The organism is Streptomyces antioxidans, from assembly GCF_000968685.2.
In the GTDB taxonomy this organism is placed as follows: Bacteria; Actinomycetota; Actinomycetes; order Streptomycetales; family Streptomycetaceae; genus Streptomyces; species Streptomyces antioxidans.
This window is the reverse complement of record NZ_LAKD02000102.1, coordinates 38,580-54,222: the sequence shown is the minus strand read 5'-3', so window position 1 is coordinate 54,222 and position 15,643 is coordinate 38,580. Positions and strand designations below refer to the sequence as shown.

General features: G+C 72.3%; 11 protein-coding genes. 2 read left to right on the top strand and 9 right to left on the bottom strand.

Translation table 11 applies throughout. From position 1 onward, the window contains the following. Positions 1–49 precede the first annotated feature (49 nt). The 6 genes from VT50_RS30450 to VT50_RS30425 form a co-directional block, all read right to left on the bottom strand. Complete coding sequence (locus tag VT50_RS30450; RefSeq protein ID WP_046087950.1) at positions 50–241, bottom strand: hypothetical protein; 192 nt, start codon at positions 239–241, stop codon at positions 50–52. A gap of 184 nt (positions 242–425) precedes the next feature. Further along, a complete protein-coding gene (locus VT50_RS30445; RefSeq protein WP_046087949.1) occupies positions 426–2,873 on the bottom strand; it encodes an MMPL family transporter in 2,448 nt (815 codons plus the stop codon). 181 nt (positions 2,874–3,054) lie between these two features. Continuing rightward, positions 3,055–5,226: an ABC transporter ATP-binding protein gene (locus tag VT50_RS30440; RefSeq protein WP_079343926.1), complete on the bottom strand. Its 2,172-nt coding sequence runs from the start codon at positions 5,224–5,226 to the stop codon at positions 3,055–3,057. Continuing rightward, the gene (locus VT50_RS30435; RefSeq protein ID WP_046090293.1) at positions 5,226–6,140 is read right to left on the bottom strand and encodes an ABC transporter permease; all 915 of its coding nucleotides are present in this window, start codon (positions 6,138–6,140) and stop codon (positions 5,226–5,228) included. Before VT50_RS30435 ends, VT50_RS30440 begins: the two co-directional genes overlap by 1 nt. Beyond that, the gene (locus tag VT50_RS30430; protein ID WP_078841000.1) at positions 6,137–7,087 is read right to left on the bottom strand and encodes an ABC transporter permease; all 951 of its coding nucleotides are present in this window, start codon (positions 7,085–7,087) and stop codon (positions 6,137–6,139) included. Before VT50_RS30430 ends, VT50_RS30435 begins: the two co-directional genes overlap by 4 nt. Then, entirely contained in the window at positions 7,084–8,889 is a 1,806-nt protein-coding gene (locus VT50_RS30425) for a peptide ABC transporter substrate-binding protein (protein ID WP_046090292.1), read from the bottom strand. The genes VT50_RS30430 and VT50_RS30425 overlap by 4 nt, the downstream gene beginning before the upstream one ends. Before the next feature lie 240 nt (positions 8,890–9,129). Here VT50_RS30425 and VT50_RS30420 point away from each other — a divergent pair, with 240 nt between their 5' ends. After that, positions 9,130–10,308: an ROK family transcriptional regulator gene (locus VT50_RS30420; RefSeq protein ID WP_046090291.1), complete on the top strand. Its 1,179-nt coding sequence runs from the start codon at positions 9,130–9,132 to the stop codon at positions 10,306–10,308. 155 nt (positions 10,309–10,463) lie between these two features. Further along, on the top strand, positions 10,464–12,011 hold the full coding sequence (locus VT50_RS30415) for a M81 family metallopeptidase (protein WP_276207346.1): 1,548 nt from the start codon (positions 10,464–10,466) through the stop codon (positions 12,009–12,011). Between the two features lie 382 nt (positions 12,012–12,393). Here VT50_RS30415 and gatB read toward each other — a convergent pair whose 3' ends face one another. From gatB to gatA, 3 genes are read right to left on the bottom strand one after another with little or no spacing between them, the layout of a single operon-like run. Next, a complete protein-coding gene (gene gatB, locus VT50_RS30410) occupies positions 12,394–13,899 on the bottom strand; it encodes an Asp-tRNA(Asn)/Glu-tRNA(Gln) amidotransferase subunit GatB (protein ID WP_046090290.1) in 1,506 nt (501 codons plus the stop codon). Positions 13,900–13,913: 14 nt separating this feature from the next. Next, the gene (locus VT50_RS30405) at positions 13,914–14,153 is read right to left on the bottom strand and encodes a hypothetical protein (RefSeq protein ID WP_046090289.1); all 240 of its coding nucleotides are present in this window, start codon (positions 14,151–14,153) and stop codon (positions 13,914–13,916) included. Next, positions 14,150–15,643, bottom strand: coding sequence for an Asp-tRNA(Asn)/Glu-tRNA(Gln) amidotransferase subunit GatA (gene gatA / locus VT50_RS30400; protein ID WP_046090301.1), 1,494 nt, complete (start codon positions 15,641–15,643; stop codon positions 14,150–14,152). Before gatA ends, VT50_RS30405 begins: the two co-directional genes overlap by 4 nt.

Genomic DNA, 15,643 nt, shown 5'->3' with positions numbered 1-15,643 from the left:
GGCGCCCGCTGCTTCGGCCCCCATGGCGAGTGCCACGGCCCGGCCGCCGTCAGGCCGCCGTCCGGTACGACCGCGGTGAGCGGTCGCCGCGCCACCGCCGGGCCGGTCTCATCCGCCCTCCGCCCTCCGGCCCGGCCGACCCGCCGAGGGGCCCTTCCGCCGCCTCCCGGACCAGCCGCTGGTGGTCTGCCTCGTGCAGCAGCTCGGCTTCGCGGATGCGGTGCAACTCATGGTGCAGCATGCGTTCTCCCTGGTGACGAGGGTTTGTGGAACGCGTCCACTCTCGTCGCCCAGGAGGGTCCGGCACATCGGGAGGCTGCCCGATCTTCGCTCGGGCCAGAGCCTTAGGCGCCCCGCCCGTACGGCCGAGAAAGCCTGAGGAGGGCCCTTAGGAGTCCTCAGGGGCCTTAGGAGCCTCAGGGGCCTTAGGGCACCGACGACCGTGCCGTACCGGCCCGCGCCCCGCCGTCCGCGGGCTGCCCCGGCAGTGGCGCGGGCAGCCCCACCGGCCCGGAGGACGGCCCCTTGCGGTCACCCTGGCCCTCGCCCTTGCCCTCGCCAACGCCATCGGCGTCGCCCGCACCCTCGCCGCCGCCCGCGCCATCGCGCTCGCCCGCGCCGCCCTCACCCTCCGCCTCGATGCTGATCCTCGGCAGCAGCCGCTCCAGCCAGCCCGGCAGCCACCAGTTGGCGCCCCCGAGCAGATGCATCAGCGCGGGCACCAGGAGGGTACGGAGGACGAAGGCGTCCAGGGCGACCGCGGCCGCCAGTCCGATGCCGAACATCGCGATGATCCGGTCGCCGCTGAGCACGAACGCCGAGAAGACCGCGATCATGATGACGGCCGCGGAGTTGATGACCCGGCTGGTCTCGGCGAGCCCCACCCGGACCGCGGTGCGGTTGTCGCGGGTGCGCCGCCACTCCTCGTACATCCGGCTGACCAGGAAGACCTGGTAGTCCATGGAGAGTCCGAAGAGCACCGACACCATGATCACCGGCAGGAAGGGCTCGATCGGACCCGCCCTGCCGAGACCCAGCAGTTCGCTCCCCCAGCCCCATTGGAAGATCGCGACCACCACGCCGAAGGACGACGCGACGGCGGCCACGTTCATGACCGCCGCCTTGATCGGGATGCCGATGCTGCGGAACGCGAGCAGCAGCAGCACACACCCCAGGGCCACCACCACCCCCACGAACAGCGGCAGCTTGCTCACGATCACCGCGGCGAAGTCGTCGTAGCCCGCGGTCAGTCCGCCCACGTAGACCCGCAGCGAGCTGCCCTCCTCGGCCCGGGGCAGCACCTCGGCGCGCAGCCGTCCGACGAGGTCGGAGGTGTCCCGGGACTGCGGTGCCGTCGTGGGGACGACCGTGATGACACCGGTGTCGCCGCCCCCGCCCAGGTCCGCGGCGCTCACCGAGGCCACCCCGTGGATGGTGCGCAGGGTCTCGGACAGCTGGGTGAAGGCCATACGGTCGTCGGCCCCGTCCATGGTGCCTATGAGCGTCAACGGGCCGTTGAAACCTGGTCCGAACCCCTCGGCCAGCAGGTCATAGGCGCGTCGTGTGGTGGACGCCGAGGAGCCGTTGCCCTGGTCCGAGGTGCCCAGGTGGAGCGAGAAGGTGGGGAGGGCGAGCACCGCGATGAGGGCGGTGGCGACCGCCCCGAGGAGTTTGGGGCGCCGCTCGACGTAACGGGCCCAGCGCGCGCACAGGCCCTGGGACGCCGTGGCCTCCGGCCCTCGCTCGGCCAGCCGTCCGCGCTCCTTCCTGCTCAGGGCCCGCATGCCGATCAGGCCGAGCAGCGCGGGCAGCAGGGTGAGCGAGGCGGCGACCGTAAGGGCGACGGTGAGCGCCGCCGCGACCGCCACCCCGTTGAGGAAGGACAGCCTCAGGACGAGCATGCCGAGGAGCGCGAGACAGACGGTCGCGCCCGCGAAGACCACCGCGCGCCCCGAGGTGGCCACCGCGCGCTGGGCGGCCCGTTCCACCGAAAGCCCCCGCCGCAGCCCCCTGCGGTGCCGGGTGACGATGAACAGCGCGTAGTCGATCCCCACGCCGAGGCCGATCAGCATGCCGAGCATGGGTGCGAAGTCGGCGATGGTCATGGCGTGGCCGAGCAGCCCGATGGCCGCGTACGCGGTGCCGACGCCGATGAGCGCGGTGGCGATCGGCAGCAGCGTCGCCGCGAGTGAGCCGAAGGCGAGGAAGAGCACTACGGCGGCCACCCCGACCCCGATGGCCTCGCTCAGGTGGGCGGGCCCGGTCCGCTCGGTGAGCTCGGCGCCCGCACCGCCCATCTCGACCTGCAGGCCCCTGGCGCCGGAGGCAGCGGAGCGCACCGTGTCGAGCACCTGGCGCACCTCCGCCTCGCCCAGGTCGGCGGCCGGTTCACGGAAGACCACGGTGGCGTAGGCGGTGTGCCCGTCGGCGCTGATCCGGCCGTTGTCACCGGCCTCGCCGAGCCCGCCGGAGCCGCCCAGCCGGTTGGTGTCTCCGGCGCCGTGCGGACCGCTCGCGCCGTACGGACCGGAAGCGGGGACGGCTCCGTACGGGCCGGTCACGGAGGCGACGCCGGGCAGCTCCGCGACCTGCCGCAGCGCCGCCGCCATCCGCCGCTCGACCCCTGGGGCGCGTACGGTGCCCGCGCCGTCCGCCGTATGCCAGACGACGGTGTCGCTGTCCCCCGCCCGGTCCGGCAGCCGCCGCTCCATCAGGGCGGAGACCCTGGAGGAGTCGGTGCCCGGGATGTCGTAGTTATTGGAGTACGCCGAACCCGTCACGGCCGCCGCCGCGGCGACCCCGGCGAACGCGGCCAGCCACAGCACGATGACGATGGCGCGGCGCCTGAGACACCAGCGGGCGAGTACGGCCATGGCTGCTTTCCGGGTATTGCGCCGAACGCGCGACATGGTTGAGACCAGTGCACTGTGTCAGCCTGAAAAGATCCTTTGTCTCCTTTGTGGTTTTCCCCACATCCGGGAGTGATCGCCGGCTCCGTCTCCGGCCGAGGGAGTCGGCCGGAGACGGCCGAAGTAGTCGGCCGTGGCCGGGCCGTCACCGTCCGGCCGCGGCGACCAGCGGAAAGTGGCAGGCCACCCGGTGTCCCGGCGCGGCCGGCTCGGCGGGGGCTGGCTCGATCCGGGCGCAGATCTCCTGAGCGGCCGGACAGCGGGTACGGAACCGGCAGCCCGAGGGCGGGTGGGCGGCCGAGGGGGTCTCGCCGCCCAGCGGCGCCCCGGCGGCCTCGGCCGCCGGGTCGGGCTGTTCGGCGGTGTCCAGCAGTCCGCGGGTGTAGGGATGCAGCGGCGCGTCGAACACCGACGCCGCTGGCCCCGTTTCGACCAGCTTGCCCAGATACATCACGCCGACCGTGTCCGCGAGATGGCGCACCACGGCCAGGTCGTGCGAGATGAACAGATAGGCCAGCCCCTTCTCGCGCTGCAGGTCCCGCATCAGATTGAGGATCTGGGCCTGTACGGAGACGTCGAGGGCCGAGACGGGTTCGTCGGCGACCACCAGCGACGGTGACAGCGCGAGCGCGCGGGCCAGCCCGAGGCGCTGGCGCTGGCCGCCGGAGAACTCGTGCGGATAGCGGTCCACGGCGCCGCGCGGCAGCCCGACGTCGTCCAGCAGCCCGGCGATCCGCGCGTTCTGCCCGGCACGGTCGCCGATGCCCTGGATGACCAGCGGCTCCCGCAGGATCGCGCCGACCCGCATCCGCGGGTCCATGGACGCGTACGAGTCCTGGAACATCAGCTGCACCTCGCGCCGGTGGGCGCGCAGCGCGCGCCGGTCCAGCGCGGCGATGTCGCGGTCCGCGAAGCGGACGGTGCCTCGGGTCGGCTCCTCCATGCCGACGACCAGCCGTCCGAGCGTGGACTTGCCGCAGCCGGACTCCCCCACGATGCCGAAGGTCTCGCCACGCCTGACGGTCAGCGACACCCCGGCGACGGCGCTCACGACGGCGGCCGCGGAGCGCCCGCGGAGCGCGAAGGGGTTGCTGTGCAGGGGGTAGTCCTTGGTGACGTCGGTGAGCGCGAGCAGGGTCTCGTCGGCGCGGGACGGGGGCGCGGCGGGGGCGGCGGGGACGACTTCGGCGATGGGATCGACGGCGGGGTCGACGGGGTGGAAGCAGGCGAAGGCGTGGGCACCGCGACGGGCGGCTCCCGCCCGCCCCTCGGGCGTGTCCCCGGTCGCCGGACCGTGCGGCGCCGTCCTCGGACCGGGGGCCGGGGCGGAGTCCCCGTTCCGGGAGGCGGCGGGCAGCGGCGGCACCACCTCGGACAGCGCTGGCTCCGTCTCCCGGCACTCCCCGGTGGCGAAGCCGCACCGCGGCGCGAACCGGCACCCCGCGGGCCGCGTGACGAGGGACGGCGGCAGGCCCGGAATCGTGGCGAGCGGCTGCGACTCGTCCGCCGCCCGCTCCGGCAGCGCGGCGAACAACGCCTGGGTATACCGATGGCGCGGGGCCGCGAACAGGGTGCGCACGCCCGCCCGTTCCACCGTCTTGCCCGCGTACATCACCGCCACCCGGTCCACCCGTCTGGCGATCACCCCCAAGTCGTGGGTGACCAGGATCAACGCCATGCCCAGACGCGACCGCAGATCGTCGATGAGCTCCAGGATCTGGGCCTGGGTGGTGACGTCGAGCGCGGTCGTCGGCTCGTCGGCGATCAGCAACTGGGGCTCGCAGATCAGCGCCATGGCGATGGCGACGCGCTGCCGCATGCCGCCGCTGAGCTGGTGCGGGTAGTTCTTCAGCCGCTCGCCGGGGGTCGGCAGGCCCACCAGCCTCAGCATCTCCTCGGCCCGCTGCCACGCCTCCGCCTTGCCCAGGCCCTTGTGCAGCAGCAGCGGCTCCGCGACCTGGGCGCCAATGGTCATGGTCGGGTTGAGGGAGGTGAGCGGGTCCTGGAAGACCATGCCGATGGAGTTGCCGCGAACGCCCCGGAGCACCGGCTCGACCGCGGTCGCCAGGTCCGTACCGCCGAAGTCGATGGAACCGCCGGTGATCCGGCCGCCGCCCGGCAGCAGGCCGAGCACGCTCAGCGCGGTCATGGTCTTCCCGCAGCCGGACTCGCCGACGATGCCCAGCGCCTCGCCCGGGGCGAGGTCCAGGGAGACTCCGTCGAGGGCGTGCACGGTGCGGTCGCGGCCCGCGATCTCGACATGGAGGTCGTCGACCCGCAGCAGGAGGGATCCGGTGGACGCGGTGGGATCGGTCATCAGCGGTTGCCTCCGCTCTTCTGGAGCCGCACGTCGAAGGCGTCCCGCAGCCCGTCCCCGATGAAGTTGAAGGCGGCGACGACGAGTACGATCGCGATGCCCGGCGGGAAGATCAGCCACCAGTAGCCGACCTGGGTGTAGGTGATACCGGCGCTGAGCATGGAGCCCCAGTCGGCGGCGGGCGGCGGGATGGACAGGCCGAGGAACGACAGGTACGCGACGTAGAGGATCGCGTCGGCGATCTGGAAGGTGGCGTTGACGACGACGGTGCCGATCGCGTTCGGCACGATGTGCCGGAAGACGGCGCGCGCCCCGCCACCGCCCATGAGCCGCATGGCGTGGATGTAGTCCCTGCTGCGCAGGGCGAGGGCTTCACCGCGGATGAGGCGGGCCGGGGACAGCCAGGCGACCGAGGCGATGATGAGGATCAGCACCGGTTTGCTGGGCGTGACGATCGCGGCGACGACGACCAGCAGGAAGAGGGCGGGGATGGCGAGCGCGGCGTCGGTGATCCGCATCATGGCGGCGTCCAGCCAGCCACCGAAGTAGCCCGCGACCGAGCCGTAGACCGTGCCGATGAACGTGGCGAGGAGCCCCGCCGCGAGGCCCACTTCCAGGGAGGTCCGGCCGCCGGTCATCAGCCGGCCGAGCATGTCGTAGCCGAGGTCCGTGGTGCCCAGCGGGTGGCCGGGGCTGCCGGGCGCGAGGTTGGCCTGGCCCAGATCGGTGTGCACCTGGTCGGTGGGGTGGAACAGCGGGCCGAGGAAGCAGAAGGCGCTCAGCGCCACCAGCACCACCGCCCCGGCCAGGGCCAGTTTGTTGCGGGTGAAGACGGCGAGGGTGCGGCGGGCGAGGCTCGGGGTGGGGACGGCCGTCTCGTCGGCGGCGGGGGCCCCGGCGGCTGTGGCGGTCACGAGACGCTCCTGATCCGGGGGTCGAGGACGGCGTACGCGATATCGGTGATCAGCGAGCCGATGACGGTGGCGACGCCGACGACGAGGGTCACCCCGAGCAGCACCGGGAAGTCGGAGCCCTGGGCGGCGTTCCAGAACAGCAGCCCCATCCCCGGGTAGTTGAACATCGACTCCACGACGAGCGCGCCGCTGAAGAGGGTCGGGAGATAGAGGCCGAGGAGGGTGGCGAGCGGAATGAGCGCGTTGCGCAGCACGTGCCGGGCCATGATCCGCGCGCTGGACTGGCCCTTGGCCCGCGCGGTGCGGACGTATTCCTCGCCCAGGTTGTCCAGCACCGCCGAGCGCATGTAGCGGCTGAAGGCGGCGATGACGCCGAGCGCCATGGTCACCACGGGCAGCACCAGCCCGGGAAGGTCGCCCAGGATGCCGCCGACGGTGTCCGCCTGCGGCGCCTCGGCCGGGAAGAGCTGGAGCCGCTGGCTGAAGACGAGGATCAGGACCAGGCCGAGGAAGAAGACGGGGGTGGCGTAGGCGAGGAAGGCCAGCCCGGTGAGGAGGTAGTCCGCGGCCCTGCCCCGGCGTACGGCCTGGAGGATGCCCAGCGGAATCGCGAGGACGGCGGCGAGGGCGATGGCCAGCCCGGTCAGTACGAGGGTCTTGGGCAGCCGGTCGGACAGCAGCGAGGAGACCGTCTGGTTGAGCTTGTACGACTCGCCGAGGTCGCCGGTGAGCAGCCGCCCGAGGTACTGCACGTACTGGAGGGGGAGCGAGCGGTCGTAGCCCTGCTGGTGGTTGAAGTGCTCGACCGCCTGCGGGGTGGCCTTGGGGCCGAGGATGGCGCGGGCGGGGCCCCCGGGGAGCTGGTGCAGCAGCACGAAGACGATGACGGAGACGAGCAGCAGGACGACGGCGGCCTGCGCGGTGCGCTTGATCAGAAAGCGGATCACTTCCGGCCCGCCCCCTTCTTGACGAAGTACCAGTCCTGGGGGGCGAGGCTCAGGGTCGGGTTCTGGTCGACGCCGCGCAGGTCGTTGCGGATGACGGAGACCTGGTAGGCGGGGTTGGGGGTCCACAGGACGGGGACCTTGCGGGCGACGTACTCGCCGTAGCGGCGCATCGCGGCCGGGTCGCCGGAGTACTCGGTGTCCTTGATCAGCTCATCGGTGCGCGGATCGGACCAGTTGCCCATGTTGGAGGGGGCGCCGGTGGCGAAGAGCTGTTCTCCGCTGGGGTCGGGCGGGAAGTACCAGCTGCCCGCCGTGCCGAAGAACCCCAACTGCCACGCCTTGCACAGCGGTTCGGTCCGTTCGCAGGGGACGGTGGTGCCGAGCACCGTGTTCAGCGGTTGCTGCCGTACGTCGAGGGTGATCCCGGCCTTGTCGTACGAGGACTTGATCTCCTGCATCTGGTTGGAGCTCTCGGTCGAGCCGGACTGCGACAGCAGCGAGAGCTTCAGCGGCTGCCCCTCCTCGATGCCCTTGCCGCACGCGTCGCCGCCGGTCCCGGGCCGCACACAGCGCAGCGTCCCGCCGTCCCGCGCCTTCCAGCCGTGGGCGGCCAGCAGCCGCTTCGCCGCGGCCGGGTCGTACGGATAGGGGTCCTTCGCGAGCAGGCTCGCGGGGACCGGGCCGCGGGTGGGGTCGGCGCTGCCGTGCCAGATCACCTTGGAGATGGCGCGCTGGTCGATGAGGAGCTGGAGGGCCTGGCGGAGATAGGTCTGGCGGAGCAGCGGGCCCGCGGTGGGGTGGTTGAAGTTGAGCACGAGATAGGTGATCGCCCAGCCCTCCCACGGGTCGACGCGATAGCCCATCTCCTGGAACTTCTTGGACTGGGCCATCACCGACGGCGGGATGTAGCCGTAGTCGACGCCGCCGGAGCGCAGCACGTTGAATTCGGAGTCGGCGGTGGTGAAGGGCTTGAAGACGACGCGGTCGAGGTGGGGCCTGTCCGGGCCTGAGTAGCGGGTGTTGGGTTCGAGCGCGACCTGTCCCGAGGTGGCCCACTGACGGATCTTCCACGGCCCGTTGACGGTCTTCCACAGCGGGTCGGTGGCGAAGGCCGAGAGCTTCTTGGCGTGCTGGGTCAGCCGCGCGAAGACCTTCTTGGGGTCCTCGTCGTCCGGGTTCCAGGCGTGCCGGGGCAGCGGGGTGAAGTAGAGGAGCTGGTTAGCGGTGAACCAGGCGGGGTTGTACGCGCGGTCGAGCCGGAGCCGGAAGGTGCGGTCGTCGAGCGTCTGGAACCGCTTGACGTTGTCCGGCAGCAGCTTCGGCGAATAGCCGCCCCACTCCGCCTTGTTGTGCTTGATCAGGTCGAACCAGAATTCCACGTCGCGGGTGGTGACGGGCTTTCCGTCGGACCAGCGGTAGCCCTGCTTCAGCGTGACGGTCACGGTCTTGTTGCCGTCGCTGTAGCGGGGCTGCTCGGCGAGGTTGCGCGGGCTGTCCAGGCTGAGCTCGTCGCCCTTCTGCTCGGGCTGGTAGAGCGGCAGGTAGAGCAGGCTCTGGATGGAGCTGTTGTACGTGGCCAGATAGCCGGGCGCGCCGATCGGGAAGATCCAGTTGGGGGTGGCCGCGGGCGGCAGCGCCATGGTCGCCGTGCCGCCCTCGACCCTGGTGCCGCCCGTCGCGCCGACATCGGTGATCCGGTCAGCCCGGGGTCCACAGCCGGTGGCCAGGCCCGTGCCGCCGAGGACGAGGGCCGCGACAAGTCCCGCGAGGGGCCCGCGTATTCGTGTACTGCGCAGACCCATGCCGCCTCCGCGGGGTCGTCGGGATCGTCGGGGTGGTTCGAGGGCGTCGGGGTGGTTCGGGGGCGTCGGCCGAACGAAGATAGCGAGCAAAGTACGGACGGTCGCGAAAAGAAGTCAAGAGCCTGGCGCGCGAAGCCGGGAATGCTATCTACTGAAAGCCCGTTGCGACCTGGACTTCGTTCGAATATCGAATAAAGTCCAGGCGATACAGGAAAGACCGACCGACGGAAAGGGCGCCACATGACCGCCGCCGAGGAGCAGCCCGGCTCCGCCGCGCACGTCCTCGAACTCGTCGCGAGCGGCACCGCGGCCTCCCGCGCCGATCTCGTACGGGAGTTGGGGCTCGCCGCCTCCACCGTCTCCGCACGGGTGCAGGAGCTGGTGGACGCCGGACTGCTCACCGAATACGGCGAGGGCGCCTCGCGCGGCGGCCGCCGGCCCCGCCTGCTGCGGATACCGGACAGCGGGGGCATCGCGCTCGCCGCCGACCTCGGCAGTCATCACGCCCGCGTCGGCGCGGTCGGCCGCACGGGCGCCACCTTCGACGTGACCGAGTACTCCTTCGACCTGACGGCCGGTCCCGACCGGGCCCTGGAGCCGCTGGTGGGGCGGCTCGCCGAGCTCGCGGACCGCCAGTGCGCGGCGGGCCGCACGGTGCGGGCCGTCGGCGTCGGCTTCCCCGGCCCGGTGGACACGGGCACGGGCCAGGTCATCGCCCCGTCCCGGATGCCCGGCTGGCATCTGTACGAACTGCGCGACCGGCTCGCCAAGCGGCTCGGACTGCCCGTCCTCGTCGACAACGACGCCAACATGATGGCCCTCGGCGAGCACCGGGCCGCCCACTCCGGGCTGCGCCACCTCGTCGTCGTCAAGGCGGGCCGCGGCATCGGCTCCGGCGTGATCAGCGACGGCCGCCTCTACCGGGGGGCGCGCGGCTCGGCGGGCGACATCAGCCATGTGCGCGTCGACGCGGCCGCGGAACGCCCCTGCTCCTGCGGCAACATCGGCTGCCTGGAGACCGTCGCCAGCGGCGCCGCGATCGCCGCCGAGCTGCGCACGCTCGGCATCGGCGTCGACGGGTCGGCGGATGTGCTGCGCCTGGTGACGGACGGCGAGCCGAACGCGACCACCCTGGTACGCCAGGCCGGCCGGCACATCGGGACCGTCCTGTCCGTCGTCGTCAACTTCTTCAACCCGGAGGCGGTGGTCCTCGCGGGGGCACTCGCCGAGGCCGAGCCGCTGGTCGCCGCCGTCCGCGGAATGCTGTACGAGCGGTGCCTGCCGATGGCGACGAGCGAGCTGACGATCACGGCGGCCACGAGCGGCGCCGACGCGGGGCTGCTCGGGGCGGGTCACGCGGCGCTGCGCGAACTCGCCCCGGGCAGCAGGCCGGTGCCCATGGCCCGGGCCGCCCGATGACGCCCGTGCCGCACCGGCCGTACGACACCGGCCCGCGCGGCCGGTCCGCCCACCCCTGGACACCGCCCCCGACGCCCCCGACGCATCCGACCGGCGCGACCGGACGCACCCGTACGCATCCGGACGCACCCCGGCGCATCTGAAAGCGAGACAGCATGGCTTCCACCGCACCCCGCCCGGCCGACGGTCCGGCGGCAGGACCGGCCCCGGACGGCGCGGCGGCGCCCCCGGGCCGTCGTCGCCCGCGCATCGGCATCGGCGGCATGTCCATCGAGTCCAGCACCTTCTGCCCGCACCGCACGACGTACGACGACTTCCGGATCACCCGCGGCGCCGAGCTGCTGAACCGCTACACCTGGACGGCGTCCGACGGCGACCTCGCGGAGCGCGTCGAGTGGGTGCCCCTGGTGCACGCCGTCTCGCTGCCCGGCGGCCCGGTCGAGCGCGGGACCTACGACCGGATCAAGGAGGAGCTGATCGAGCGGCTGCGGCGGGCCGGTCCGCTCGACGGGCTGGTGTACGACATCCACGGCGCGATGAGCGTGGTGGGCCTGGAGGACGCCGAAGGCGATCTGACCGACGCCGTACGGGAGGCGATCGGGCCCGACGCGCTGATCTCCGCCGCCATGGACCTCCACGGCAATGTCTCCCGGCGCTTCGCGGAGCGGCTTGACCTGATCACCGCCCATCGGCTGGCCCCGCACGAGGACGCCTGGGAGACCCGCGAGCGCGCCGCCCGCAAGCTGGTGGAGCGGCTGGCATCCGGCCGGGGCCGTCCGCATCTGGCCTGGGTGCATATCCCGGTACTGCTGCCCGGGGAGCGCACCAGCACCCGTCTGGAGCCCGCCAAGTCGCTGTACGGGCGGCTGGCCGCCGTGGAGGCGATGGACGGTGTCGTGGACGCGGCGATCTGGGTGGGCTACGCCTGGGCCGACGAGCCGCGCTGCCGGGCGGCCGTGGTGGTGACCGGCGACGACCCCGTGCTCGCCGTCGAGCAGGCCCGCTCCCTCGCCCGCGAGTACTGGGAGGTGCGCCGCGACTTCGCCTTCGTCGGCCCCACCGGCGGCGCCGACGAGTGCGTCGCCGAGGCCGTCGCCTCCTCCGCCCGCCCCTTCCTGATCAGCGACTCCGGCGACAACCCCACCGCCGGGGGCGCCGGGGACCTCGCCTATATGCTCGGGCGGCTGCTGGCCAACGAGGACCTGGCCGCCGGGCGCGCCACCGCCCTGCACCCCGGGATCACCGATCCGGCGGCGGTCGCGGAGTGCTTCGCCGCCGGGCCGGGCGCCACGGTCCGGCTGTCCGTCGGCGGCGAGATCAGCCGGGGGACGGCGGACCACGCCGCGCCCTGCGAGCTGACCGGCGAGGTGGTCGCCCTGCGCCGGGACGACCCGGTCGGCGGGGACCTCGCTGCGGTGCGGCGCGGGGGCGTCACGGTGATCCTGGTCAGCCGCCGCAAGCCGTTCCACACCCTGGCCGACTTCGGCGAGCTGGACCCGCGCGGCTATGACCTCGTCGTCGTCAAGATCGGCTATCTGGAGCCCGAGCTGTACGCCCTGGCGGCGGACTGGCGGCTCGCGCTCACCCCCGGCGGGGTCGACCAGGATCTGTTGCGGCTGGGCCACCGGCGCCTCGTACGGCCGCTGTACCCCTTCGACGACGAGGGGTTCGAGGTGCCGCATCTGGAGCCGATGCTGCTCTAGGGGGTGTCCGGGCCGCTCTGGGGGTTCGGTGGGTCGTGGCGCCTGCGGCGGGCCGCGTGGCGGAGCCGCATATCGATGCTTTCCCCTCCCCGCCCCTTCCCACAACTGGGGCTCCGCCCCAGACCCCGTGGCCTGGCACCCCGGAGGTGCGGCGGGCATCCGCCGCGTCGGCGTGCCGACCGATCAGCCCGCCCGTGCGGATGTGCACGGCGGTCGAGCCGCGCCCGTCGGGGTCCAGGGGCGGAGCCCCTGGTAGCGGGAAGGGACGGGGAGGGGAACGAGCCGCCGGGCACCGCGTAGGAGCGCGGAAGCGCAGACGACGGTGGCGGGGCGCGCCCTCGCGCGCCCCGCCACCGTCACACAGGGACGAATCCCGGGCCGCTCAGCCCTCGACGCCCAGCTTCTCCAGGATCAGCTCGCGCACCCGCGCCGCGTCCGCCTGGCCGCGCGTGGCCTTCATGACCGCGCCGACCAGCGCGCCCGCCGCCGCGACCTTGCCGCCGCGGATCTTGTCGGCGATGGCCGCGTTGGCCGCGATCGCCTCGTCCACGGCGGTGCCCAGCGCACCCTCGTCCGAGACGACCTTCAGCCCGCGCTGGGCGACGACCTCGTCCGGGCCGCCCTCGCCCGCGAGGACGCCCTCGATGGTCTGGCGGGCCAGCTTGTCGTTGAGCGAACCCTCCTTGACCAGCACGCACACCCGGGCCACCTGTGCCGGGGTGATCGGCAGCGCGGCGAGCTCCACACCGTCCTCGTTGGCACGGCGGGCCAGCTCGCCCATCCACCACTTACGGGCCTGGTCGGCCGGGGCGCCCTCGTCCATCGTGGCCGTGATCAGGTCGATCGCGCCCGCGTTGAGCACCGACTGCATCTCGTGCCGGGACAGGCCCCACTCCTCGCGGAGCCGGTTGCGGCGCACCCGCGGCAGCTCCGGAAGCCCGCCGCGCAGCTCCTCCACCCACGCCCGGGCGGGGGCGACCGGCACCAGGTCGGGCTCGGGGAAGTAGCGGTAGTCCTCGGCCTCCTCCTTGACCCGGCCGGAGGTCGTGGAGCCGTCCTCCTCGTGGAAGTGGCGGGTCTCCTGGACGATCGTGCCGCCGTCGTCCAGCACCGCGGCGTGGCGCTGGATCTCGAAGCGGACCGCGCGCTCGACCGACCGCAGCGAGTTGACGTTCTTGGTCTCGGAGCGGGTGCCGAACTTGTCGGCGCCCTGCGGACGCAGCGACAGGTTCACATCGCAGCGCATCTGGCCCATCTCCATGCGCGCCTCGGAGACCCCGAGCGACTTGATGAGCTCGCGCAGCTCGGTCACATACGCCTTGGCGACCTCCGGGGCCTTCTCCCCGGCGCCGACGATCGGCTTGGTGACGATCTCGATCAGCGGGATCCCGGCCCGGTTGTAGTCCAGGAGGGAGTGCTGGGCGCCGTGGATGCGGCCGGTCGCGCCACCCACATGGGTGGACTTGCCGGTGTCCTCCTCCATATGGGCGCGCTCGATCTCGACGCGGAAGACCTCACCGTCGACGTCGACGTCCAGATAGCCGTTGAAGGCGATCGGCTCGTCGTACTGCGACGTCTGGAAGTTCTTCGGCATGTCCGGATAGAAGTAGTTCTTCCGGGCGAAGCGGCACCATTCGGCGATCTCACAGTGGAGCGCGAGCCCGATCTTGATGGCGGACTCGACGCCGGTCGCGTTGACCACCGGGAGCGAGCCGGGCAGGCCGAGACAGGTGGGGCAGGTCTGCGTGTTGGGCTCGGCGCCCAGCGCCGTGGAGCAGCCGCAGAACATCTTGGTCTTGGTGCCGAGCTCGACATGCACCTCGAGCCCCATCACGGGGTCGTAGGTGGCGAGGGCGTCCTCGTACGACACCAGTTCAGTGACGGTCACGGAAAACTAACCTCTCAGTCCGCGAGGACGTCGTCGTCGCCCATGCGCTTGAGCTCGCGGATGAGCAGGGCGACGCCGGTGACGATGGCGGCGGCCGAGACCACCGCGTCGGCCAGTTGCAGCCTGTCGTTCTCGAATCGGGCCTTCTTGGCCTGCTTCGCCACCCCCACCGCGCCGAACAGCGAGGTCGCGATGGACAGGTAGGTGCCGGGCCTGGACTTCTTGAAGCCCTTCGCCTTCTTGATCGCACTCATAGTGACGGTGCCTCCTCGATGAGCGGGTGGCCCCAACGGTCGATGAGCGCGGCCTCGACCGCGGCACCGACCTTGTAAAGCCGGTCGTCGGCCATGGCGGGGGCGATGATCTGCAGTCCGACCGGCAGACCGTCCTCCGGCGCCAGACCGCAGGGCAGTGACATGGCCGCGTTCCCCGCGAGGTTGGTGGGAATCGTGCAGAGGTCGGCCAGATACATCGCCATCGGGTCGTCGGCGCGCTCGCCGATCGGGAAGGCGGTGGTCGGGGTGGTCGGCGAGACCAGCACGTCGACCCGCTCGAACGCCTTCTCGAAGTCGCGCTTGATCAGCGTACGGACCTTCTGCGCGGAGCCGTAGTACGCGTCGTAGTAGCCGGAGCTGAGCGCGTAGGTGCCCAGCATGATCCGGCGCTTGACCTCGGCGCCGAAGCCCTCCGCGCGGGTGAGCGCGGTGACGTCCTCGGCGGAGTGGCTGCCGTCGTCGCCCACCCGCAGGCCGTACCGCATGGCGTCGAAGCGGGCCAGGTTGGACGAGCACTCGGACGGCGCGATCAGGTAGTACGCGGCCAGCGCCTTGTCGAAGGACGGACAGGAGATCTCCTCGATCTCGGCGCCCAGCTCCCGCAGCAGCTCCACCGACTCGTTGAAGCGCTGCATGACACCGGCCTGGTAGCCCTCGCCAGCGAACTCCTTGACGACGCCGATCCGCATGCCCCGCACGCTTCCGCTGCGGGCGGCCTCGACGACGGCGGGAACCGGCTCGTCGATGGAGGTCGAGTCCATCGGGTCGTGCCCGGCGATGACCTCGTGCAGCAGCGCCGCGTCCAGCACGGTGCGGGCGCAGGGTCCGCCCTGGTCGAGCGAGGACGAGAACGCCACCATGCCGTAGCGGGAGACCCCGCCGTACGTCGGCTTGACCCCGACCGTGCCGGTGACGGCGGCGGGCTGGCGGATCGAGCCGCCGGTGTCGGTGCCGATGGCGAGCGGGGACTGGAAGGAGGCCAGCGAGGCGGACGAGCCACCGCCGGAGCCGCCGGGGACCCGGGTGAGGTCCCAGGGGTTGCGGGTGGGGCCGAAGGCGCTGTTCTCGGTCGAGGACCCCATGGCGAACTCGTCCATGTTGGTCTTGCCGAGGACGATCACGTCCGCGTCCCGCAGCCGCTGGGTGACCGTCGCGTCGTACGGCGGGATCCACCCGTCGAGGATCTTGGAACCGACCGTGGTCGGGATCCCCTTGGTGGTGAAGATGTCCTTGAGCGCGAGCGGAACACCGGCCAGCGGGCCCAGCTCCTCGCCGCGCTCCCGCTTGGCGTCGACGGCGCGCGCCTGGGCGAGCGCCCCCTCGCGGTCCACGTGCAGGAAGGCGTGCACCTTCTCGTCGACGGCCTCGATACGGGCCAGGTGGGCCTCGGTCACCTCGACGGCGGTGACCTCGCCGGAGGCGATCCTGGCGGCGATCTCGGCCGCGGTGAGCCTGGTCAGGTCGGTCAC